We start from the raw sequence: 21,499 nt of genomic DNA, 5'->3' as shown, positions 1-21,499 counted from the left end.
TCCTTCACTCGACGGTTCACTTGATGGCGAGGGGGTTGACCGGGGAGCCGACGGCTCCGGTGATGGGCAGGGGCGCGGCGGTGAGCCAGAACTCGTACACCCCGTCGGCGGCGCAGTCGTCGGCGAGGCCGTCCAGGTCCCACATCTCGCCGATGAGCAGCCCGATGTTGGGGATGGCGACCTGGTGCAGCGGCTGGAAGGCCTGGTCGAACTCGTTGGGCCGCACTTCGAAGCCCCAGGTGTCGGTGGCGATCGCGGCGATCTCGGTACGGTGCAGCCATCCGGCGGTGGTGAACGACAGCCCCGGCGAGGGGCCGCCGGCGTACTCCCCCCAGCCCTCCCGGCGGGCGCGGGCGAGCCGGCCGGTGCGCACGCACACGATGTCGCCCCGGCCGACGGCGACGCCGTGCGCCTCGGCGGCGGCAGTCAGGTGCTCCTCGGTGATGGCGAACCCGTCCGGCAGCTCCCCGTCCTCCCCGATGACCCGGCCGACGTCGAGCAGGACGCCGCGGCCCGCGACGTGTGGGGCCATGTGTTCGATGCCGGTGACCAGGTCGCCGTCGGAGGTGACGACCTTCTCGGCCGGGCGGCCGTTCCAGGCCATGCCGTGGTCGAAGATGTGGCCGAGGCCGTCCCACTGGGTGGAGCACTGCAGCGGCATCGCGATCACGTCGTCGGCGCCGCCTATGCCGTGCGGGAAGCCCTGGTTGCCCAGGGCGGCGTCGGTGCCGGTGTCGAGCATGGTGTGCACAGGGTTGGTACGCCGCCGCCAGCCCTTCTGCGGGCCGTCCATGTCGAACCGCTGCGACAGCGAGAAGCTCACCCCCCGCCGCACCAGCGCGGCGCCCTCCCGCCGCTTGCCGGCGGTGAGGAAGTTGAGCGTGCCGAGCCGGTCGTCGGCACCCCAGCGGCCCCAGTTGGAGTACGCCTTGGCTGCCTCGGCGATCGCCCCTTCGGGATCCGTGCGGTCGATCATTGTGGCTGCTCCGCGACGCAGCGGGTGCGCTGGGCGCCCAGGCCGGCGATGGCGCCCTCCATGACGTCGCCGTCGCGCAGCAGCCGGCCCCAGTGCATGCCGTTGCCGGCCGGGCTGCCGGTCAGGACGAGGTCGCCGGGCAGCAGCTCCACCGTCTGGGAGGCGTAGGAGATCAGCCGCGCCACACCGAAGATCATGTCCTTGGTGGACTCGTCCTGCATGACCTCGCCGTTGAGCTTGAGCGTCACCCGCAGATCGCCCGGGTCGCCCACGAAGGCGGCCGGGACCAGCCAGGGCCCCAGCGGGGTGAAGCCGGGGGCGTTCTTGCTGCGCAGCCAGTCGGAGCCGATCTGCGGCATGTCGCGGCGGAACACCACCTCGCGGGCGGTGATGTCGTTGGCGATCGTGTACCCGGCCACGTGCGACAGGGCCTGCTCGACGCCGACGCGGTGTGCCGGGCGGCCGATCACCGCGACCAGCTCCAGCTCCCAGTCCGGCTTCTCGCACCACGACGGCAGCACCACGTCGTCGTACGGGCCGATGATCGCCGACGGCAGGCCGATGAACATGTACGGCTGGTCCTCGGTGGCCCGCCGATCCAGCATGGCCGCGGCCTCGGCCCGCACTTGCCCGGCCGGCCGGCCGCCCTCCGGCTCGTGCGCCACCGCCAGGTCGATCACGTGGGTGCGGTAGTTGGCGCCGGCCTGGAGGATCTGCCGCGGCTCCACCGGCGCGTGCACGCGCAGGGTCTCCAGCGGCAGCCATTCCCGGCCGACCTCCCCGGCCAGCTCGCCCAGGCGTGGCAGCGTCTCGTCCCACCGCTCCAGCAGCGCGCGGGTGGTCAGCCCGGGCTCGCCCAGCGCGGCGGCGAGATCGAGCACCCGGCCGTCCGGGACCACCAGACCGGCGAACGAGGGCTTGCCGGCGGCGGAGAAGGTGCCTACGGCGAAGGGACCAAAGAACCCCGGCGGCACCGGTGCGGATTTCATCGAGATGACCTCCTGGTTACGTTGGCACTAATCTGACCTGAGGCATCGGGATTTGAGAAATCAATTCTTCGAATGCTGACCATCCGTGCGGTGGATACCGCGGTCGACCTGCACTGGGGGCGCGTCATGAACCTGGCCAGCCTGGACCTCAACCTTGTCGTCGCCCTGCGCGCCCTCCTCGAGGAGCGCAACGTCACCCAGGCCGGGAAGCGGATCGGCCTCAGCCAGCCCGCGATGAGCGCCGCCCTGGCACGACTGCGCCGGCACTTCGGCGATGACCTGCTGTCGCGGGCCGGCGGGCGCTACGAGCTCACCGCCCTCGGCATGACGCTGCTCGACCGCACCACCACCGCCTGCGACATGCTGGAACGCGTCTTCAGCAGCCAGGCCACATTCGACCCCGCCCAGGAGGAGCACGAGTTCACCCTCATCGCCTCCGACTACGCGGTGACGGTCTTCGGCGCCGAGCTGGTCCGCGCCGCACATGCCGAGGCACCCGGGGTACGTTTCCACTTCCGGCAGGTGTCGCCCGACGTCGACCAGAACACGGGGACGCTACTGAGCACCTCCGACGGGCTGCTCATACCGCACGGCGTCGTCAGCGGCTTTCCCACGGTCGAGCTGTTCCGGGACCGCTGGGTGTTCCTGGTCGCCGAGGACAATCCCAGGATCGGCGACCGGCTCACCCTCGACGACCTGGCGCGCCTGCCCTGGGTGACCTACCAGCGCACCCACGACTCGCCCGCCGTCCGCCAGCTGAGCATGCTCGGCATCGAGCCCCGGGCGGAGATCTCCGCCAACGGCTTCCAGTCGCTGCCGTTCCTCGTCGCCGGGACCCACCGGATCGCCCTCATCCAGGAACTCCTCGCCGCGCGGCTGCTTGGCACGGCTCCTGTGCGCGTGATGGAGGCCCCCTACGACGTCGTTCCGCTCCAGGAGGCGCTGTGGTGGCATCCGGTCCACACCCACGACGCGGCGCACATCTGGCTCAGGGAGATCGCCGCTCGGGTCGGGGCGAAGCTGGACCCGGCCAGCGGCCACACCGGCCAAGGACATCGACCACAAGGATGATCACGATCAGGATTATCGATCGGCTGGAATCAAGCGAGAGCTGATCCACTACCTGCATCGGAACGGACAGGGCAGCCGCCAGGCCCCGCCCTTCAGCGTGAGGAAAGCCTGATCGCCCGGATAGGATTCGAGGGCAGTCTCGCAACCACCCATCCACCTCAGCCGAGCGCGCCCGCGCCGTAGGAGGAGAGAACGGCGACTATCTGCCATGATCGTTCTCGGCGATAGCGGGTGTCCGCTGGTTCCTCCACGCCGGAGTATGACGTGCGGCAGGGCCGCATGGCCGGCAACTTGATCCACACCGCCCAGGCATTCACCGGTAAGGGGTGCGCCGGGCGCTCGTGAAGAGGAATCCAGGGTCCGACGGAGCAATGGTGTGAACCACAGTGAACACACCCCCGTACCCGGCCGCCGGGAGGGCGCATGACGGCCCTGCCGAGGGTCTCCCACCCCCCGCAAGAGATTGACGACGCCACGCTCGTCGAGCAGTCTCGCCGTTTTCCCGACCGGTTCGCGGTTCTCTACGATTGCTATTTCCCTGAAATCTACCGGTATGTGGCCGGGCGGCTGGGGACGCAGGTTGCCGACGATCTCGCCGCCGAGACGTTCCTTGTGGCGTTCCGCAAGCGGGAGAGCTTCGACGGGGCACGCGGCCAGGTACGGGCCTGGCTCTACGGGATCGCGACCAACCTGGTCGCCCAGCACCGCAGGAGCGAGGCCCGCCGCCTCCAGGCCCTCCAGCGGACGCCAGTCGAGCGCCTGACGGACACCGGGCACGAGGATCTCGTGGCCCAGCGCCTGGCCGCCGCCGGCGTGCAGGGGCAGCTCGCGTCCGCGCTGGCGGTGCTTTCCGAGGCCGACCGCGACGTACTGATCCTCACGGCCCTTGCCGGGCTCGGCTACGAGGAGATCGCCCAGGCTCTCGACATCCCACTGGGCACCGTCGGATCCCGGCTCAACCGCGCTCGCAGGAAGCTTCGCAGCGCCCTCGGCGGCGTCAACCCGATGCACCAAGACTTTGGAGACGCAGATGGATGACCTCAACGCGGTGCGGGACCTGCTCTCCGCTCCCCCGCCCTCCCCGCAGGTGACCGCCGAGGGCCGTGCCCGGCTCGTCGCCTCCTTCACCGCCCAGACGACCACCCCGAACCCTCAGGAGAACTTTCACATGGCCACGCAGACCCCTCCTCGCTCGCGCCGGGCCGCAGCCGAGGCGGGGCACCGCCGCGGGGCGCTGCGCACGGCCAGGTGGACGGCGCTCGGGGTGGGGCTGCTCGGTGCGGCGGCCGCCGTCACCGTGGTGATCACGTCGGGCACGGCCCCGGGTGGCCCGGGTTCCACCCCCCTCGCCCAGCCGCCCTCGGCGGACGCGTCCACCGGCTCGTCCCCACGGCCCGACGCAAAACCGTCGGCCCGGCAGATCCTGCTTGCCGCCGCGGCGTCAGTCGCGAAGACTTCGGCGGACGGCGACTACTGGGTGAACCGGGTCGTCAGCGGCAGCACCGAGCCCGCCCCGAACGGAAAGTACCTGCTGGAGCGGACCTACTCCGAGGAACTGTGGGCGTCCCCGGTGGCGGGCAAGCCCACGTGGCGGATCATCCAGTTCCTCGGGGCCAAACCCGCCACCTCGGAGGACGAGGAGGCGTGGCGCGCCGACGGCTCACCGAAGACCTGGACGTACCCGGCGAAGCGCATCACCAAGGGCGGTACGTCCTTCGTGACGAAGAGCCGGACGGTCACCGGCACCCCGGGCGCGCGCGAGGCGTGGCGCGAGGACGCGGGCGGGTCGCTGGGCGTGCTGACCAACGGCGAGCCGATGACCCCTGACCGGCTGGGCAAGCTGCCGTCGACCCCTGAAGGGCTCCGGGACTACCTGGAGTCGGTCATCAAGAAGCACGCCGCAAACGGCACCGGGCCGCGCCTGGGCCAGGACGCCGACCAGCAGCTCTACAACATGGGTGTGCATATCATCATGCACTTCCCGGTGTCACCGGAGGTGCGGGCCGCTGCGTACCGGATGATCGCATCCCTGCCCGGCGTGACGGCCGTCGGCGAGGTCACTGACCCACTCGGCCGCCGCGGCCGGGCTGTCAGCATCCCGCGCACGACTGACAGGGGCGAGTCGGAGGGCGTGGACCGGCTCGTGGTGGACGCCGAAACCGGGCTGCCGCTGGCGCTGGAGCACACCAACGCACCGGACCCGTCGAGGCAGGGGGCGGCTGGCTTCTCCTACGAGGCAGTCAAGGAGACCGGCTGGACCGATGAGAAGCCCGACCTGCCCGCAAATCGACGTAGCCCCGTGGATGCCGTCGGCTGATCCAGGTCCTTCCCGGTCAGCCGGCCGCCGGCGAGAGCTGCCAGGATACGACCGAACTCGGGGGCGACGACCAGGCGTACCTGGCCGTCGCGCCCGGCCACCGGGTCGGCCCTGAAGTCGGCGTGCGAGGGCAGGTCTCAGTCAGGGGGAGCCTGGCCCGCGATTTCGATCTCGGCCGAGCGCAGATGCGCCTCGACCAACGCGTTCAGCCGAGCCCAGGCCGGCTTCTGCTCTTCTCCGTGGTGGCTGAGCAGCCCGTGCCGGATCGCGCCGTCGGTGCGGGCCTGGAGCCCGGCCGGGATGGGCAGCAGTGCGGGATGGGCGAGATAGTGGTCGGCCATGGCTGTGGGTGTTCGTCGAAATGCTCGTGCTTTGTTGCCGCGAGCAGGCTCGTCCGGCACGAGAGAAACCACTTGTCGGCCTACAGGTTCCAGTGCAGCACAACCAGGTGATCGCGGCGCCGCGACGCGTGCCAGCTGGGCGTCTCGCGTCCGGCCATCGCGCTGCAGCCGCCGCTTCGCGAGAAGCTTGTCAGTTCCAGTGGACGACCAAAGGTGAAGGCAAGAAGATCCCTCTCCTTGCCTCTCCTAACGTATAGCGCACCGGGGGGCTTGCGGCAAGACCCGGGTCGTACCGCAGAATCGTCGGCCGAGGCCACAACCTGCGGAATGGGGGCACGACGTGCGTGTGGTTGTCGACGTGTGGGGACGCGGTGAGGTCGAACCAGTGATGGGACTGGCGGTGCGGTTGCGGGCACGCGGCGCGGAGGTGCGGGTGTGCGCACCGACCGACTGGCCGGAGCGGCCGGCCGACCCGTCAGAGGGAAGGCAACGAGGGATGAGGACGTGCCCGACAAGTGTCTCGACAGAGCGCGAGGCGCCGGTGATTCGATCGGCCGGTGCACAGCGACGGAGCACGGCTGCCGCGGAGGTATCGCCATGATTGAGCAGTACGTGATGGGTCTGCAAGAGGTTGACGAGACGCAGGTCGCGGTCGTGGGCGGCAAGGGCGCGCATCTGGGCGCGCTGTCGCGGATCGAAGGGATCCGCGTGCCGGCCGGCTTTTGCGTGACGACGGACGCCTACCGGCGCATCGTGGCGGAAGCGCCGTCGATGGCCGATCGGCTCGATCAGCTGTCGCACCTGAACCCGGATGACCGGGAGGCGATCCGCACGCTCAGCGCGGAGATCCGCCGGACCATTGAAGGGAGCGCGATCCCTGGCGATCTCGCGTCGGCGATCACCCACGCTCTCGCTCAGCTCGGCGAGCACGCCGCATACGCCGTGCGGTCCAGCGCGACGGCAGAGGACCTGCCGACGGCCTCTTTCGCCGGCCAGCAGGATACTTACCTGAACGTCGTGGGTCCGGCGGCGATCCTCCAGCACGTCAGCCGGTGCTGGGCCTCGCTGTTCACCGAGCGGGCCGTGACCTACCGCCAGCGCAACGGTATCGACCACCGTACGGTCCGCATGGCCGTGGTCGTGCAGCAGATGGTCTTCCCGCATGCGGCCGGCATCCTGTTCACGGCCGACCCCGTCACGGGCAACCGGAAGGTCGCCACCGTGGACGCCAGCTTCGGCCTCGGCGAAGCCCTGGTCTCCGGCCTGGTCAACCCGGACGTCTACAAGGTGCGCGACGGCGAGGTCGTCACCAAGGCGGTCGCCGCCAAGCAGCGTGCCATCCACCCGCTGCTGGCTGGCGGGACGCAGGAAGTGGCGATCGACCCGCAGCGGCAGGAGCAGGCGGCGCTGACGGATGCGCAGGTCGTGCGGCTCGTGCAGCTCGGGCGGCGGATCGAAGCGCACTTCGGCCGCCCGCAGGACATCGAATGGTGCCTGGTCGATGATGGCTTCCAGATCGTTCAGAGTCGGCCGATCACCACGCTGTTCCCCATCCCCGAGACCGGCGACCAGGACAATCACGTCTACGTCTCCGTCGGTCACGGGCAGATGATGACCGACCCCATGAAGCCCTTGGGGTTCTCCGTATGGCAGCTGACGGCCATGGCGCCGATGCACGAGGCCGGCGGGAGGCTGTTCGTCGACGTCACCCGGCACCTGGCCTCGCCCGCGAGCCGCGCCGGCCTCCTGGAGATGGCGGGGAGATCCGACCCGCTGATCAGGGACGCGCTGGAGACCGTCCTCGACCGCGGCGACTTCGTCCCGTCGCTCCCGGACGGAGGTCCCGCCGGGCCGCCGGCCGGCCGCCCGCCCGCCCCGATCGAGACGGATCCGGCCATCGTCACCGAGCTGATCGAGCGCAGCCAGGCGTCCATCGCCGCCCTGCGGCGCGACATCCGGACGAAGACCGGACCGGCGCTGCTCGACTTCCTACTGGATGCCTTCGAGGAGCAAAAGCGAGTCCTCAAAGATCCGCTGAACTTTCAGGCGATCATGGCGGGGATGGAGGCCACGTGGTGGCTCAACGACAAGCTGTACGAGTGGCTGGGCGAGAAGAACGCGGCCGACACGCTCACGCTGTCCGCCCCCAACAACGTCACCTCGGAGATGGGACTGGCGCTGCTCGACGTCGCGGACGTGATCCGGCCGCATCCGCAGGTAGTGGCGTTCCTGCAGGGCGTCGAGGACGAGGGCTTCCTGGACGAGTTGCCGAAGCTCGCGGGCGGGACCGAAGCACGCGACGCCATCGAGGCCTACCTCGACCGGTATGGCATGCGCTGCGTCGGCGAAATCGACATCACGAGGCTCCGCTGGAGCGAGCGCCCCACCACGCTCGTGCCCGTGATCCTCGACAACGTCAAGCTCTTCGAGCCGGGCGCAGCCGAGCGGCGCTTCGAGCAAGGGCGGCAGGAGGCGGAGAAGAAGGAACGGGACGTGCTGTCACGCTTGCGGGCCCTGCCGGACGGAGAGCAGAAAGCCGACGAGACCAAGCGGATGATCGACCGGGTCCGGACCTTCATCGGCTACCGGGAGTACCCGAAGTACGGCATCGTCAGCCGCTATCTCGTCTACAAGCAGGCCTTGCTGGAGGAGGCCGAGCGTCTCGTGCGGGCCAACGTGCTTCCTGAGAAGGAGGACATCTTCTACCTCACACTCCAGGAGCTCCACGACGTCGTGCGCACCAACCAGGTGGATGACCAGCTCATCCAGCAGCGCAAGGACGCGTACCGGTCGTACCACGCGCTCACGCCGCCCCGGGTGCTCACCTCGGACGGCGAGGTCATCACCGGGGCGTACCGGCGCGACGACGTGCCCGCCGGTGCCCTGATCGGCCTACCGGTCTCCGCCGGGACCATCGAGGGCAGGGCCCGCGTCATCCTGGACATGGCGGAGGCCGATCTCGAAGCTGGCGACATCCTGGTCACGGCCCATACGGACCCCAGCTGGACGCCCCTGTTCGTCGCCATCTCAGGCCTGGTGACGGAGGTCGGAGGATTGATGACTCACGGGGCAGTGATCGCACGGGAGTACGGTTTGCCGGCCGTCGTCGGTGTGGTAGACGCCACCCGGCTGATCCGGAACGGGCAGCGGATCCGCGTACACGGGACCGACGGGTACGTCGAGATCCTGCCTTGACTGAGCCAATCACCGAGAAGGCCCGTGCGTCGCGTCCGGCCAAGAACAACACAAGCAGCTGATCTTTCTGGGTCAGCGGTCGACGGCCAGCCGCGCGATGGCGGCTTCGAGGTCGTCGGCGGGCAGGGTATGGAGATCCAGGTGGAGTCCGTGAGGCGTGCCCGAGCAGCTGGGGCGGCGGTGCCGGTATGGATGAGGTCGGTGGCGGACGTGGCGTGGCACGTGGGGCCGGGCGACGTCGGCCAGGCCAGCCGCGACGGCGAGGTGGGCGGGTCGGGCGTCTTTTACGCGCGTGTTCGTCTCGCTACGGTGTGGCGCGTCCGTAGGCGGGTTGAGCCGGGAGGCGCGTGCGGTGACGTCGGTCGAGCGGACCGCCTATCGGGTGTTCCCGCGGTTGATGATGACGCGCGAGCTGTACCTCTTCTACTCCCCCTCGCAGGAGGAGATGGCGTGGGCGCGGGAGAAGACCGACACCGATGAGCACTTGCTGGCGTTGACGCTCGCGCTGAAGTGTTTTCAGCGGCTGGGCCGTTTCGCCAGGGCCCGTGAGGTGCCGCCCGTGGTGGTGGAGCACGTACGGCGGTGCCTGGAGCTGGGCGAGGGCGTCGCGCCGGTGTATGCGTCGCCGCGTACGGCGGAGTCGCATCGGGTGCTGGTGCGGCGCCGGGAGGGGGTGGCCTACGCGCCGGGCAAGGCTCGCAAGATCGCGGCCAAGGCGATGACCCGGGCGGCGTGGGTGAAGAACCATCCGCCGGATCTGATCAACGTGGCGTTGGAGCGGCTGGCTCAGGCCCGGCTGGAGTTGCCGGCGTTCTCGACGCTGGACAGCATGGAGTCGACGATCCGCGGTCAGGTCAACGGGCAGATCTTCGAGACGATCTGGCGGCGGCTGAGCACCGGCGATCGTGCCCGGATCGAGGCGTTGCTGGTGGTCGGGCCGGGCGGTAAGAGTGATCTGGATCGGTTGAAGAAGCCGGCGCGGCGGGCGAGCTGGTCGAAGTTCAGGGAGCAGGCCGCCCACCTGGCGTGGGTGGAGGGATTGTGCGACACCGAGGCGGTGCTGGAGGGCATCGCAGCCTCGAAGATCGCCGATTTCGCGGGGGAGGCCGACGCGGCCGATGCCGACGTACTGGCCCGCACCTACAGTGGGCAGACCAAGCGGGCTTGAGCGGCTCGGTGACGTGGCCCGAGTGCCGCCACGGCGGACATCGGCGCTGCACCTTCGGCACCGACCGGCCTGCCTCGGATGCATGAGAACGGCCACGCTCTGCCCGGCCATGTGACGGCCGGGCAAGGTCGCCATCGGGTCAGCCGTCCAGTGAGGTCCAGAAAGCGTAACGGTGGTCACGGACGAAGTCGGCGGGCTTGATGCCGCCGTCGCCCGGGGCCAGGGACTGGACGAAGGTGCGTGCGGCGGTGAAGGGGTGCCAGGCGGGTGCGCCCGGGCCGTTGGGGTCGCCGGTACGGGCGAAGCGGGTCCAGTAGCCGATCATGTGGTCGGCCAGGCGGCGCTGCTGGTCGGTGAGGTCCTCGTTGTAGCCGACGTCGAACAGGTAGGGGAGCTCGGAGGCGTGGTAGGCGCCCATGTCATACGGCTTGGGGAAGGCGGCGAACCACGGCGCTGCGGGGTCGGCGAACTCGAAGGCGTACGCACGGGTGTGCCGTGACAGCGCCTTGCCGGTGTCGAGGGCTGGGCGGGCGTACTCGGCGTCGGTCAGCGCGGTGGCGAGCGCTTGGCTGGGCGAGGCGTAGGCGGACAGAGGGTAGCGGGCCAGGATCTTGCCCGCGTTGGCGCCGAAGGCGGCGCGGGCCTCTTCGTCGTAGCGGTCGGCCGGGATCGGGCCGCGGTACTTGGTCATCTCCAGGCCCCACACGTGCATGCGCTGCTCGTGACGGTTGATGCCGTACAGCACCGGCACCCGGGCGAAGTCGCCAGACGTGACCGCCCGTGCCGGGTCCAGCGGGAGAAGCGCGCCGCCGACGACCGGGCCGAAGCCGGGCTGGGCCGGATCGGCGGCCGCCTGCAGCAGCTTCTCGGCCGGGACCGCACGCAGTTGCCGGGCAGTTGCCGACTCGCCCAGGCCCAGCCGCTTGGACAACGCCCGGCCGTCGCGTTCGGCCTGGACGCGGGGGCGAGGGTTGTTGGCCATGGCCAGTGACGGCGCCCAGGTGGCGGTGCATGGGGCGCTTTGCAGGATCGCGCGGTGGAACAGGCTGGTCGATCCGGGTGCGGCCAGGTGGGCGCACACGGCGATGGCCCCAGAAGACTCGCCGAACAGCGTGACGTTGCCCGAGTCGCCGCCGAAGGCCGCCGCGTTGCGCCGGACCCAGCGCAGGGCGGCCTGCTGGTCGGCCAGCCCGTAGTTGCCCACCGGTCCGTCGGAGTCGTGCAGGGCGGGATGGGACAGGAAGCCGAAGGCGCCGAGCCGGTAGTTGACGGTCACCACGATCACGTTGCCCTGGACGGCGAGGCGGCGGGCGTCGTAGAGGTGGCCGGCGCCGTCTTTGAAGCTGCCGCCGTGGATCCACACCATCACCGGCAGCTTCCGGCCCTGCTGGTGGCGAGGGGTGGTGACGTTCAGGTACAGGCAGTCCTCGCTGGTGCTGCGGCCGCCCAGGTGGTCGCCGGTCTGGGCGCACATCGAGCCCGGCACGCCGGCCGGGCGCGGCTTGCTCCAGGCCGCCACCGGCTGCGGGGCCCGCCAGCGCAGCTCGCCCACCGGCGCGGCCGCGTACGGGATGCCCAGGAACGAACGGTGGTCGGCGGCGACAATGCCGCGCACCGGCCCCCGGTCGGTACGCACCAGCGCCTCATCGGCACCGGCGACCGCCACCGACGGGCTCATCATGGCACCCGCCATTCCCAAGGCGGACAGCCCCGCCCCGATCTTGCGTGTGCCGCTCATCTGCTCACGCTCCCCGCCTTGGCGATCTCATCGCCGCAACGACGCGTGGTGCCAGTGAGCGTCAGGCAGGCCGACGCCCTCGTGCATATATTCATGATCATTTCCTTAGACCATCGGTCGCCGCCCCCGCCGTACAGAGCCGGCAGCACTCGGGGAGCACCGGCGAACCTCACATAAACCCCATGGGGTGCTCTCGAACACTCCTAAGCCTCCGCCAGCGGCGATGCCGCGATCAACGTAGACTTCGTGCACCGATTGATAACCGTGGAGTTATCGGGAGAGGTCGTGGAGCTGCGGGACATCGAGATCTTCCTGGCACTGGCCGAAGAACTGCACTTCGGCCGCACCGCCGAGCGCCTGCACATCTCTCAGGCGCGGGTCAGCCAGGCCATCAAGAAGCACGAGCGCCGCCTGGGGGTCGCCCTGTTCGACCGCACCACCCGCGCTGTGACGCTCACCCCGGTCGGGCGGCGTCTGCGGGATGACCTCCGGCAGGCCTACGACCTGATTCAGAGCGGTCTCGCCCGGGCGAGCGCCGCCGGGCAGGGGTTGCGCGGCACCCTGCGACTGGGGGTTATGGGCGTCTTGGGCAACGAACTGCGGCCGATGATCGAGAAGTTCCTTGTCGATCATCCCGACTGCGACGTCGAGATCGTGGAGTTCCACTTCAGCGACCCCTTCGCGCTGCTGCGGGCGGGCAGAGCCGATCTGCAGCTGATGTGGTTGCCGGTACGCGAGTCGGACATCACCGTAGGCCCCGTCGCGCTCACCGAGGAGCGCGTGCTGGCCGTCCCGTCACACTGCGACCTGGCCGCCCGGGAGTCGGTGTCACTGGAGGACCTGGCCGGACGCACCACGCCCGACGCCGGTCCCGACGCCCCCGCATATTGGATCACCGCCATGCTGCCCGAGCACACGCCCGGCGGACGCCACATTTCGCGCGGACCGGCGGCACGGACCTTCCACGAAATCCTGGCTCTCGTCGCCGCCGGCGCCGCCGTCTGCCCGCTCAACGCACACGTCACCCGGTACTACACCCACTCCGACATCACCTACGTGCCGATCGGCGACGCCCCGCCCACCGAGTGGGCGCTGGTCTGGCACACCACCCGCGACAACCCCTCCCTGCGCGCCTTCGTCGAGACCGCCCGCGCCCTCGGGTCCCGGCCGATGGTCCGCGCCACCCCCACCGGCTGACCGACGCAGGCCCCGGCCTGTGCTTCGGCACCGTGCCCCAGGTGGCGTCCGCGCACGGTGCCTCCCCCGGCGTCGCCGACGACCGGATCTACCTCGACAAGGGCCTGACCGGAACCAACCGCAGCCGCCCCGGCCTTGACCAGGCCCTGGCAGCCGTACGCGCCGGCGACACCTTGGTCGTCCCCAAACTCGACCGCCTCGCCCGCTCGGTCCCCGACGCCCGCGACATCGGCGACACCCTCTTCGCCCGCGGCATCCGCCTCTCACTCGGCGGCAACATCTACGACCCCGCCGACCCCATGTCGAAGATGTTCTTCAACATGCTGGCGGTCTTCGCCGAGTTTGAGGCCGATCTGCTGAAGATGCGCACTCGTGAGGGCATGGCGATCGCCCGCTCCAAGGGCAAGCAGCCCAAACTGTCGGCCCGCCAGCAGGCCGAGCTCGTGCGCATGCACTCCTCCGGCGAGTACAGCATCGCGGACCTGATGGAGGTCTTCACCGTCGGACGCGCCACCGTCTACCGGGTCCTGGACCGGGCCAAAGCCCAGCAGAGCGCATGAGCCAGCCGACCTCGGAGCAGTGGGAGGCGGGCCCTGAGAGTGTCAGCGAGTTCTGCCATCGAGCGTCACTCGGGCACGAACGAGGGCCTGGCCGCCGCGAAGGCCCGCGGGCAGCGTCTCGGACGGCCGCCAGCCACGCCTGAGCAGGTCGGGCACGCCCGCGCCATGCTCACTCAGCCCGACGCGACGGTCTCCTCGATCGCTCGGCTACTTCGCGTCAGCCGCTCCACGATCTACAAGTATCTGCCCGAGCTCAAGCCCGACGGTCCTGCGGCCATCGAGATCCCGCTTGCACGGGCCGAGATGGAAACCCCTGGTGGGTGATGATTGAGCGGTACCGCCCTGGCCGCCCGTGAGGTCATGGTCGCCTTGGGCACCCCGACATCGGCAAGGTCCACGAGGTCGGCCGGCGCCAGGTGCGGTGTGTCGGCGATCAGTCGGTTGTCTCGGCCGATTTGGGGTCGTTGGTCGGAGCGTGCTTGTCGATGGCGTCGTGGGTTGCGGCCCAGCTGGCCAGGAGATTCAGGGCGTCCTGGGTGGGTGAGGCGGGTTCGGCGGTGTAGGTGAGGAGGAACTGGCTGGGGTCGGCGCCCAGAGGGAAGGTCTCGAACGGCAGGTCGAGGTCGCCGACGACCGGGTGGTGGAGGAGCTTCACGCCGGTGGTGTGGATTCGGACGTTGTGGGCTGCCCAGCGGCGACGGAACTCTTCGCTGCGGGTGGACAGCTCGCCGATCAGGTCTGTGAGTCGCCTGTCGTACAGGTCGCGGCCAGCTTCGGCGCGGAGCATGGCGACGGTGTCGTTGGCGACCTTGTCCCAGTCGCGGAAGAACTCAGTCGCCTGCGGGTCGAGGAAGACGAACCGGGCGTTGTTGGGCGGCCGTACCGGGTCGGCGTAGACCAGGGAGAACAGGGCGCGCCCGAGAGGGTTAGTGGCCAGGATGTCCCCGCGTCCGTTGAGGATGAACGCGGGTGTGCCGGTCATGGAGTCCAGGACGCGCTGCACCGGGGGGCGGACGCGTTGCTGGACCGGGCGGCGCCGTGGTGGGCGGGTTGTGCCGGCACCGCGCAGAAGGTCGAGCAGGTGGATTCGTTCGGCCTCGTCGAGCTGGAGCGCTTGCGCGATGCCCTCGATGATGCTCTCGGAGACACCGGTGGCGTCGCCGCGTTCCAGCCGGGTGTAGTACTCGCTGGAGATGCCCGCGAGCAGGGCCACCTCCTCGCGGCGCAGCCCGGTGACCCGCCGGCGCTCTCCGCCGTACACGGGCAGTCCGGCCTGCTCGGGGGTGACCTTGGCCCGTCGCGTACCCAGGAATTCCCGAATCTCCGCCCGGAAATCACCGCGAAAGTCGCGATTAGTGCCATAAGGGTCGTTTCGGCTCGCCATGTGCTCCACCCTACGAGCGCTTCCTTCTGCCTGGGGGTCCCTCTCAGTGACCCCCTCATCAGTGACTCCCACACTCCCGTGACAACGGGTTTTGTTGGTAGCGCACCGCCCCACGGTGGTGTGAATGGGCCGGATACGGCGCTTGTACCACCGGTTTCCAGCCCTCTGCGGCGCCGTCGGCGCCACGATCCTCGGAAGGACGAATCATGCGTCGATATACCAAGCCGGCTGTCGTCGTCACGGCGCTGGGTGCGCTCAGCCTCGCGGTCTTCGGATCGGGTGCCGCGTACGCGGCCAGCACGGTCGGCGGCAACACCGGCACCGGGCCGTCGCCTCGCATCGAGGCGGAATCCGCCTCGTGGCACCACGGGATCTCCCAGGTGAACAAGCGCATCATGCAGCGCTACACCAGTGAGTTCCTGCCCGGTCGCGATCCCGCTCTGGCGAGAAAGTTCGTCAGCCCGGACATCGTCGTGCACTTCGGCGGCCAGACGTGGCAGGGCCGGGACACCTATCTCAGCATCGTCGCCGCGAACCTGAAGGCCTTCCCCGACCTCAAATGGACAGTGGAGGACATGCGGGCCGAGGGTGACACCGTGGCCATCCGCTACAGCATGACCGGCACCCACAAGGGACCCTTCGCCGGGGTCGAGGCGACCGGCAAGGCCATCCGCTCGGAGAGCATGACGTTCTACCGCTTGTCCCACGGTAAGATCGTCGAGGAGAGAGCCCAGCTCGACATGCTCGGCATCCTCCGGCAGATGGGCGCCATACCCGCCGCATAACAGCGGAGCCCTGCACTTCGCCTCCTGCGACGCGTCCGTCCCTGCTCCCGAGGCCGCCAACCTGCTCGCAGGATGGCCCGCCGGCGGAGAGTTCATCGAGGGTGAAGGGCGACGACTCTGGAAGTTTTGTTGGTAGTGCGCCGCCCCTGCGGCGATGGGAATGGGCCGAATACGGCGCTTGTGCCGCTGGTTTCCAGGCCCTCTGCGGCGCCGTCGGCCGCTGTGATCATCGAAATCACCCAGGTGCCCGATCAGGGCACCTGAAAGGAAATCTCATGAGCAAGGTCATTTTTGTCACGGGAGCCGGACGCGGTCTCGGCACGGACATCGCCCGCGAGGCCCTCGCCACCGGCCACCAGGTCGTCGCCACCGGCCGCCGCCCCGAAGAGGTCGAGAAGACCCTCGGCGGACCCCAGGACAACCTGCTGGCCACCAAGCTCGACATCACCAGCCCCGAGGACGCCCAGGCCGCCGCGCAGGCCGCAGTCGACCGCTTCGGCCGCATCGACGTCCTCATCAACAACGCCGGGAACCTCTTCACCGGCTACTTCGAGGAGATCTCGCCCGCGCAGATGCGCCAGCAGTTCGAGACCAACCTCTTCGGCCCGATGAACGTCACCCGCGCCATCCTGCCGCTCATGCGCCGGCAGCGCGCCGGCCACATCATCACCATCACCTCGACCGTCGGACTGGTCGGCATGGAATTCACCTCCGCCTACGCCGTCTCCAAGTTCGCAGAAGAGGGCTGGATGGAGTCCCTGCACTACGACGTCGAGCCGTACAACATCCACACCACGGTCGTGGAACCCGGCTACTTCCGTACTGAACTCCTCGTGGACGGCTCCACCACCTGGCCCGAGCTGTCCATCGACGACTACGCCCCGCGGACCGCCCTGAGGATCGAGGGCATGAAGAGCATGAACGGCCGGCAGCCCGGCGATCCCGCCAAGCTCGCCCGCGCCCTGCTCACCATCGCCGACCAGGACAAGCCACTGCAGCGCTTCGTCGCCGGCGCGGACGCCATCGAGGCCGCCCAGACCAAGGCGAAGGAACTCCTCGCCCAGGCCGAGGCCTCCCGCGAGCTGGGCGGCAGCCTGGCCTACAACGACACCCAGGCCTGAGCAACACGCCCAGCACCCCGGCCGAGGCGGAAGCCAGGTGCATCTTCGACAGCATGGAGGCAGGCAACATGCCACTCAAAGGCGAGTACGAGCCGAGCACGGCGCAGTTTGTACGTGACCAGGTGGAGCTGTACGAAGCTCCGGTGGTACGCAAGGAACGACGCTGAGCATCCTGGTTGCACGTGAAGAAGACGAGAAGCTACGGGACCTGCCCGTCGTCATCCTGACCACCCTGGGCACCAAAAGCGGCAAGATCCGCAAGACTCCCGTCATGCGGGTGGAGCACGACGGCTCCTACGCCGTGGTCGCCTCCATGGGAGGAGCCCCCACACACCCGGTCTGGTGCCACAACGTGGTGGCCGACCCCCGGGTGGAGCTCCAGGACGGCCCGGTGCGACAGGACATGCTGGCACGCGAGGTGACCGGGGACGAGAAGGCCGTGTGGTGGGCTCGAGCCGTCGAGGCGTTCCCGGACTATGCCGAATACCAGAAGAACACCGACCGCCAGATCCCGGTCTTCGTTCTGGAGCCGGCGGCCGAGGAGCACTGACCCCAGCTGACAGCGGCCAGTTCGAAATCCCCCACGGACGGCCAGTACACGCCCGGCTACCTGAACGAAGCCATGCGCATCACCAACGGCTAAGGCGTCGATGTCGTCGGCAGCCTGGTCTACGACGACGCCACGCCTGAGCAACACGCCCCGCACCCCGGCCGAGGCCGAGGCCGCCGCCGGGTACGCCTACAGCAGCTGACCCGCTATCTGGGGAACGGCACCGGCGCCGGCAGCGTGGGCCACCGAAGCATGGCCCTTTAGCTGGTGGGCACCGCACTGGTCATGGACCTCACAGGCCATGACCACAGGCCATGACCACCGACCGGGCCTGACGCCACGAAGGAGTACCTGATGAAGCACGTATCACTGGGTGGGCTTGATGTCTCCCGCATCGGCCTGGGAGCCATGACCATGGCCGGGACCTACACCACGGGCGGGGGGCTCGATGACGCCGAGTCGATCCGCACCATCCACCGGGCGCTGGACCTCGGGGTCACCCACATCGACACCGCCGAGATCTACGGCCCCTTCCACAGCGAGGAAATCGTCGGCAAAGCCATCAAGGGCCGACGCGACGACGTTGTCGTGGCGACGAAGTTCGGCCTGGTCTCCCACTCCGGCGGCGGCCCCGGCGTGATCGACAGCAGCGCCGACAACGTGAAGGCCGCGGTCGAAGGCTCGCTCAAGCGGCTCGGCACCGACCACATCGACCTCTGCTACCAGCATCGCGTCGACCCGAACACGCCCATTGAGGAGACCATCGGCGCGCTGGCCGAGCTGGTCGCCGAAGGCAAGGTGCGCCACATCGGACTCTCGGAGGCCGGCCCCGAGACGATCCGCCGGGCACACACCGCTCATCCGGTGGCCGCGCTCCAGACGGAATACTCTCTCTGGACCCGCGACGTCGAGGCCGAGATCCTCCCGCTGCTGCGCGAGCTCGGCATCGGGTTCGTGCCCTACTCCCCGCTCGGCCACGGCCTGCTGACCGGGCAGATCCGCACCGTCGAGGACTTCACCGATGACGACTGGCGCAAGACCAACCCGCGCTTCACCGGCGAGAACTTCCAGCGCAACCTGCGCATCGTCGACGAAGTGCAGGCCATCGGCGCCGAGATCGGAGCCACCCCGGCACAGACCGCGCTGGCGTGGACCTCCGTCGGCACCTGCTGTCCGTGCCGTCTGGACCAGGTCTCGAGCTGTTCGGCGGTGCCCGGTGACAGGCGGGCGGCGCGCCGGTACAGCGTGTCGGGGTCGAGGCGGCCTTCGGCGTAGGCGCGGGCGAGCAGCCCGAGGGCGAACCGGCCGATGCGGCTGCCAGCACGCACAGTGTCTTCCGGCGGCGCGACGTAGCCGGGGACCGGTGTGCCGTAGGCGAGCCCGAACTCGGCTGGGTGGGCCACCGCCCAGGCCCGGTACGCGTGCCAGACCCCATGCAGCGCCTCCCCCACGTCATCATGCGCGCCGCCGGCTTCGACGGCGTCGGCGTGCTCGTCGAACGCAGCGACGATGAGGTCGGTCAGCAGCTCGTCGCGGCTCGGGAAGTAGCGGTAGAGGGCGGAAACGGCGATCCCGACGTCGCGGGCGACGGCGCGCAGGGACAGGCCGGCGGCGCCGGAGCGGCGCAATTCCTCGAGGGCAGCGGCGGCGGGGAACGCACCCTGCACGAGCGCCTCGCGAAGCGCCGCCGCGCCGTCCGCGGCGGGTAGAGTTACCGACGCGATCTCGCCGGCAAGTTCGACGTGCTCCACTCGATCAAGGCTGCCGACGGACGAATGGACTATGACCGTCTGCTACAAGGCAGCGCCGCGCGTTGCGCACGCGTCGTTCGGCGCGCTTGGCACCTACCAGTATGGAGCGGTCCGAATCGAGTCGGCGGCGGCCCGCAGAAGGCGACAACTCTCAGGATGACACTCCGTAGCGGGTGGCGATCGCGGCGGCGCGGTTGCGCAGGGAATTGCGCAACCACTGCGGGGCCAGGGCTTCCGCGTTCGTGCTGAGCTGCCACAGCGCCCATTCGGCGTGTCTCGGATCTTGGAAGGTCACCTCCAGTCGCAGCCAGCCGTCTGAGTCGGCTTCTTCGGCGCGGACGGCCAGCGCGGTGCCCACCAGGTCCTCCCGCCGCGCCGGGTCCATCCGTACCAGCACGGTGACTTGGTCGCCGCCGGTCCGAAACTGCGTGCTGCGTTCCTGCCAGGCCCGGTCCAGATCGACCCGGTCTGGTCGCTGTGCGGGTTCGGCGAGTTCCTTGGCGGCCAAGACCCGGGACAGCCGGTAGGTGCGGTCCGCGCCAGACCTCGTGGCCAGCAAGTAGCCCCGGTCGCGTATGGTGACCAGACCGATCGGGTCCACCGTGCGCCACTTCGGGGTCTGGTCCACAGCCGCGTAGTGGATCTGCAGCTTGTGTCCGGCGAACACCGCGCGCAGGACCTCGGCCGCTATGGCGTCAGGCACCTCCTCAGCGACCAGCCGACGCGAGAGGAGGTCGGTCTCCGGGTCGATGAGCAATCGCTCGGCCGCGCCGGCCGCGGTGTCCCGATAGCTTTCGGGTAGCGCGTCAACCACCTTCAGCATCGCCGAAGCGAGCGCCGAGCCGAGGCCGAATGCCTGCGCGCCGCGCCGCGATCCGGCGACCAGCAGGGCAAGGGCCTCGTCGGGGTTCAGTCCGGTGAGCTCGGTCCGGAAACCGGGCAACAACGCGAAACCTCCGTGCCGGCCGCGTTCGGCGTAGACCGGGACGCCGGCTGCGGACAGCGCCTCGATGTCGCGCAGCACGGTGCGGGTGGATACCTCCAGCTCGCGGGCCAGCGCGGTCGCGGACAGCCGACCGTGCTGCCGCAGCAGCAGCACCAGCGAGACCAACCGGTCGGCGCGCATACGAGAACTCTACTGAAATACACGACACAGGATGTCGTGATTTGTTGGGAGGCTCATCAACGCGACCAAGAAGATAGCGGCTACCGAGCCGATCGACGTACGTAATGTCGACGAATCGAATGGAGCTGATGTGGCAATGGAGCGAACGGCGGTCAACCCGTGGGCGTGGTCGGTGGAGATGGGGTACAACCAGGGTGAGATCGTCTCCGGGCACACCCGGACTCTGTACTGCGCCGGGCAGACCGCGATGAGCGGCGACGGCAAGCCCCAGCATACCGATGACATGGCGGCGCAGTTGGCGCTGAGCCTCGACAACCTGGAGGCCGTGCTCGGCGAGGCCGGCATGTCCCTCGCGAACCTCGTCCGGCTCAACGTCTACACCACCGACGTCGATCGGCTCTTCGAGCACTACGGCGTGCTGGCGTCGCGGTTGGGCGCCGCCGGGGTGGCACCGTCCACCACGATGCTCGGGGTGACACGGCTGGCGATCCCCGACCTGATGGTCGAGCTTGAGGGTACCGCCGTCGCGTGATGCGACCTCGCCGCCTCCGGCAGGACTGCCGGAGGCGGCACGAGTAGTAGGCAGGTGGGTGATTTCCGGTGCTCAGGGTAGTGACAATCGGCGTCTATGGCTTCGGCGGCGAGTCCTTCCTGCAACGACTGCGACACGCGGACGTTCGTCTGCTGCTCGACGTACGCCAGCGCCGCGGTGTCCGCGGACCCGAGTACGCCTGGGCGAACTCACGCCGGCTGCAGGCGGCCCTCGCCCATGCGCGGATCGCCTACGAGCACCACCCCGAGCTCGCCCCAACCACCGAGTTACGCCAGCTCCAGTACGCCGAGGATGACCGCCAAGGGGTTGGCAAGCGCTCGCGCCGCGAACTCGCTGCCGAGTACACCCGCCGCTACACCACCGAGATCCTCGACCTCGCCGACCTCACGCCGATCGTGTCGGACCTGCCGAGCAGTGGGACCGCAGCGCTGCTCTGTGTCGAGCGCGACCCCGAGGCCTGCCACCGCTCGTTGATCGCCCAGCGGCTGACCGAGCAGCACCACGTCACGATCGAGCACCTGCGCCCGTTGTGACGCGTGAATTCCTCAGACATGTCCGCTACGGAGCGTGGGCGATCTTCGCCCGGGATGTCGCGGGCATTGTGATCGAGGGGGATGAAGGGGTCGCGGCAGCGGTGATTGCCGCCGCTGCTCTGGCCAGCGTCCTGGATCACGCCC

At 69.4% G+C, this 21,499-nt stretch carries 19 protein-coding genes and 2 pseudogenes; 14 read left to right on the top strand and 7 right to left on the bottom strand.

Going from position 1 to position 21,499, the window contains the following annotated elements; genetic code table 11:
• Positions 1-16: 16 nt before the first annotated feature.
• Positions 17-976 carry a cyclase family protein gene (locus tag ACTWPT_RS33700; protein WP_443181543.1) on the bottom strand — a complete coding sequence of 320 codons (960 nt, stop codon included), beginning with the start codon at positions 974-976 and terminating at the stop codon, positions 17-19.
• The gene (locus tag ACTWPT_RS33695; protein ID WP_443181542.1) at positions 973-1,965 is read right to left on the bottom strand and encodes a fumarylacetoacetate hydrolase family protein; all 993 of its coding nucleotides are present in this window, start codon (positions 1,963-1,965) and stop codon (positions 973-975) included. The genes ACTWPT_RS33700 and ACTWPT_RS33695 overlap by 4 nt, the downstream gene beginning before the upstream one ends.
• A 90-nt stretch (positions 1,966-2,055) precedes the next feature.
• On the opposite strand from ACTWPT_RS33695, the gene ACTWPT_RS33690 reads away from it, so the two are divergent.
• The 3 genes from ACTWPT_RS33690 (at position 2,056) to ACTWPT_RS33680 (ending at position 5,353) form a co-directional block, all read left to right on the top strand.
• Positions 2,056-3,036 carry a LysR family transcriptional regulator gene (locus tag ACTWPT_RS33690; RefSeq protein WP_443181541.1) on the top strand — a complete coding sequence of 327 codons (981 nt, stop codon included), beginning with the start codon at positions 2,056-2,058 and terminating at the stop codon, positions 3,034-3,036.
• A gap of 423 nt (positions 3,037-3,459) precedes the next feature.
• A complete protein-coding gene (locus tag ACTWPT_RS33685) occupies positions 3,460-4,074 on the top strand; it encodes an RNA polymerase sigma factor (protein ID WP_443181540.1) in 615 nt (204 codons plus the stop codon).
• Positions 4,067-5,353: a CU044_5270 family protein gene (locus ACTWPT_RS33680; RefSeq protein ID WP_443181539.1), complete on the top strand. Its 1,287-nt coding sequence runs from the start codon at positions 4,067-4,069 to the stop codon at positions 5,351-5,353. The genes ACTWPT_RS33685 and ACTWPT_RS33680 overlap by 8 nt, the downstream gene beginning before the upstream one ends.
• Positions 5,354-5,490: 137 nt before the next feature.
• On the opposite strand, the gene ACTWPT_RS33675 is transcribed toward ACTWPT_RS33680, so the two are convergent.
• Positions 5,491-5,694 carry a hypothetical protein gene (locus tag ACTWPT_RS33675; protein ID WP_443181538.1) on the bottom strand — a complete coding sequence of 68 codons (204 nt, stop codon included), beginning with the start codon at positions 5,692-5,694 and terminating at the stop codon, positions 5,491-5,493.
• Between the two features lie 597 nt (positions 5,695-6,291).
• Between ACTWPT_RS33675 and rph the strand changes: the two genes are divergently transcribed.
• The gene (rph, locus tag ACTWPT_RS33670) at positions 6,292-8,889 is read left to right on the top strand and encodes a rifamycin-inactivating phosphotransferase (protein ID WP_443181537.1); all 2,598 of its coding nucleotides are present in this window, start codon (positions 6,292-6,294) and stop codon (positions 8,887-8,889) included.
• A 352-nt stretch (positions 8,890-9,241) separates the two neighbouring features.
• Positions 9,242-10,057: a DUF4158 domain-containing protein gene (locus ACTWPT_RS33665; RefSeq protein ID WP_443181536.1), complete on the top strand. Its 816-nt coding sequence runs from the start codon at positions 9,242-9,244 to the stop codon at positions 10,055-10,057.
• 139 nt (positions 10,058-10,196) lie between these two features.
• Here ACTWPT_RS33665 and ACTWPT_RS33660 read toward each other — a convergent pair whose 3' ends face one another.
• On the bottom strand, positions 10,197-11,795 hold the full coding sequence (locus ACTWPT_RS33660; RefSeq protein WP_443181535.1) for a carboxylesterase/lipase family protein: 1,599 nt from the start codon (positions 11,793-11,795) through the stop codon (positions 10,197-10,199).
• Between the two features lie 246 nt (positions 11,796-12,041).
• On the opposite strand from ACTWPT_RS33660, the gene ACTWPT_RS33655 reads away from it, so the two are divergent.
• Genes ACTWPT_RS33655 through ACTWPT_RS33645 form a run of 3 tightly spaced genes read left to right on the top strand, consistent with a single transcriptional unit; the run spans position 12,042 to position 13,876 of the window.
• The gene (locus ACTWPT_RS33655; protein WP_443181534.1) at positions 12,042-12,992 is read left to right on the top strand and encodes a LysR family transcriptional regulator; all 951 of its coding nucleotides are present in this window, start codon (positions 12,042-12,044) and stop codon (positions 12,990-12,992) included.
• Between the two features lie 41 nt (positions 12,993-13,033).
• A complete protein-coding gene (locus ACTWPT_RS33650) occupies positions 13,034-13,552 on the top strand; it encodes a recombinase family protein (RefSeq protein WP_443181533.1) in 519 nt (172 codons plus the stop codon).
• A gap of 39 nt (positions 13,553-13,591) precedes the next feature.
• On the top strand, positions 13,592-13,876 hold the full coding sequence (locus ACTWPT_RS33645; protein ID WP_443181532.1) for a helix-turn-helix domain-containing protein: 285 nt from the start codon (positions 13,592-13,594) through the stop codon (positions 13,874-13,876).
• A gap of 109 nt (positions 13,877-13,985) precedes the next feature.
• Here the strand turns inward: ACTWPT_RS33645 and ACTWPT_RS33640 are convergent, their stop codons facing one another.
• On the bottom strand, positions 13,986-14,936 hold the full coding sequence (locus ACTWPT_RS33640; RefSeq protein ID WP_443181531.1) for a helix-turn-helix transcriptional regulator: 951 nt from the start codon (positions 14,934-14,936) through the stop codon (positions 13,986-13,988).
• Between the two features lie 206 nt (positions 14,937-15,142).
• Here ACTWPT_RS33640 and ACTWPT_RS33635 point away from each other — a divergent pair, with 206 nt between their 5' ends.
• The 4 genes and pseudogenes from ACTWPT_RS33635 (at position 15,143) to ACTWPT_RS33620 (ending at position 18,667) form a co-directional block, all read left to right on the top strand.
• The gene (locus ACTWPT_RS33635; RefSeq protein ID WP_443181530.1) at positions 15,143-15,721 is read left to right on the top strand and encodes an ester cyclase; all 579 of its coding nucleotides are present in this window, start codon (positions 15,143-15,145) and stop codon (positions 15,719-15,721) included.
• A 275-nt stretch (positions 15,722-15,996) separates the two neighbouring features.
• A complete protein-coding gene (locus ACTWPT_RS33630) occupies positions 15,997-16,842 on the top strand; it encodes an SDR family oxidoreductase (protein ID WP_443181529.1) in 846 nt (281 codons plus the stop codon).
• Between the two features lie 68 nt (positions 16,843-16,910).
• A pseudogene (locus tag ACTWPT_RS33625) lies at positions 16,911-17,392 on the top strand (nitroreductase family deazaflavin-dependent oxidoreductase).
• Positions 17,393-17,746: 354 nt separating this feature from the next.
• On the top strand, positions 17,747-18,667 hold the full coding sequence (locus tag ACTWPT_RS33620) for an aldo/keto reductase (RefSeq protein ID WP_443181528.1): 921 nt from the start codon (positions 17,747-17,749) through the stop codon (positions 18,665-18,667).
• An 11-nt stretch (positions 18,668-18,678) separates the two neighbouring features.
• On the opposite strand, the pseudogene ACTWPT_RS33615 reads toward ACTWPT_RS33620, so the two are convergent.
• Both ACTWPT_RS33615 and ACTWPT_RS33610 read right to left on the bottom strand, forming a co-directional pair.
• A pseudogene (locus ACTWPT_RS33615) lies at positions 18,679-19,059 on the bottom strand (TetR/AcrR family transcriptional regulator); the annotation flags it as partial.
• Positions 19,060-19,294: 235 nt separating this feature from the next.
• The gene (locus ACTWPT_RS33610; protein ID WP_443181527.1) at positions 19,295-20,269 is read right to left on the bottom strand and encodes a helix-turn-helix transcriptional regulator; all 975 of its coding nucleotides are present in this window, start codon (positions 20,267-20,269) and stop codon (positions 19,295-19,297) included.
• Positions 20,270-20,405: 136 nt separating this feature from the next.
• Between ACTWPT_RS33610 and ACTWPT_RS33605 the strand changes: the two genes are divergently transcribed.
• Both ACTWPT_RS33605 and ACTWPT_RS33600 read left to right on the top strand, forming a co-directional pair.
• Positions 20,406-20,801, top strand: a complete 396-nt coding sequence (locus tag ACTWPT_RS33605) for a RidA family protein (protein WP_441129291.1) — start codon at positions 20,406-20,408, stop codon at positions 20,799-20,801.
• A gap of 68 nt (positions 20,802-20,869) precedes the next feature.
• Positions 20,870-21,355: a DUF488 family protein, N3 subclade gene (locus tag ACTWPT_RS33600; RefSeq protein ID WP_443181526.1), complete on the top strand. Its 486-nt coding sequence runs from the start codon at positions 20,870-20,872 to the stop codon at positions 21,353-21,355.
• The last annotated feature ends 144 nt before the right edge of the window (positions 21,356-21,499 follow it).

Origin of the sequence: Nonomuraea sp. 3N208 (assembly GCF_052245935.1) — a bacterium.
Lineage (GTDB): Bacteria > Actinomycetota > Actinomycetes > Streptosporangiales > Streptosporangiaceae > Nonomuraea.
Note: the sequence above shows the minus strand (reverse complement) of the source record. Positions and strands in the feature narration are given on the sequence as shown.

Excerpts from the sequence above, each read along its gene's own strand:
- ACTWPT_RS33700 (WP_443181543.1), bottom strand. The coding sequence starts at position 976 with ATGATCGACCGCACGGATCCCGAAGGGGCGATCGCCGAGGCAGCCAAG.
- ACTWPT_RS33695 (WP_443181542.1), bottom strand. The coding sequence starts at position 1,965 with ATGAAATCCGCACCGGTGCCGCCGGGGTTCTTTGGTCCCTTCGCCGTA.
- ACTWPT_RS33685 (WP_443181540.1), top strand. The coding sequence starts at position 3,460 with ATGACGGCCCTGCCGAGGGTCTCCCACCCCCCGCAAGAGATTGACGAC.
- ACTWPT_RS33680 (WP_443181539.1), top strand. The coding sequence starts at position 4,067 with ATGGATGACCTCAACGCGGTGCGGGACCTGCTCTCCGCTCCCCCGCCC.
- ACTWPT_RS33675 (WP_443181538.1), bottom strand. The coding sequence starts at position 5,694 with ATGGCCGACCACTATCTCGCCCATCCCGCACTGCTGCCCATCCCGGCC.
- rph (WP_443181537.1), top strand. The coding sequence starts at position 6,292 with ATGATTGAGCAGTACGTGATGGGTCTGCAAGAGGTTGACGAGACGCAG.
- ACTWPT_RS33660 (WP_443181535.1), bottom strand. The coding sequence starts at position 11,795 with ATGAGCGGCACACGCAAGATCGGGGCGGGGCTGTCCGCCTTGGGAATG.
- ACTWPT_RS33640 (WP_443181531.1), bottom strand. The coding sequence starts at position 14,936 with ATGGCGAGCCGAAACGACCCTTATGGCACTAATCGCGACTTTCGCGGT.
- ACTWPT_RS33635 (WP_443181530.1), top strand. The coding sequence starts at position 15,143 with ATGCGTCGATATACCAAGCCGGCTGTCGTCGTCACGGCGCTGGGTGCG.
- ACTWPT_RS33630 (WP_443181529.1), top strand. The coding sequence starts at position 15,997 with ATGAGCAAGGTCATTTTTGTCACGGGAGCCGGACGCGGTCTCGGCACG.
- ACTWPT_RS33620 (WP_443181528.1), top strand. The coding sequence starts at position 17,747 with ATGAAGCACGTATCACTGGGTGGGCTTGATGTCTCCCGCATCGGCCTG.
- ACTWPT_RS33610 (WP_443181527.1), bottom strand. The coding sequence starts at position 20,269 with ATGCGCGCCGACCGGTTGGTCTCGCTGGTGCTGCTGCTGCGGCAGCAC.
- ACTWPT_RS33605 (WP_441129291.1), top strand. The coding sequence starts at position 20,406 with ATGGAGCGAACGGCGGTCAACCCGTGGGCGTGGTCGGTGGAGATGGGG.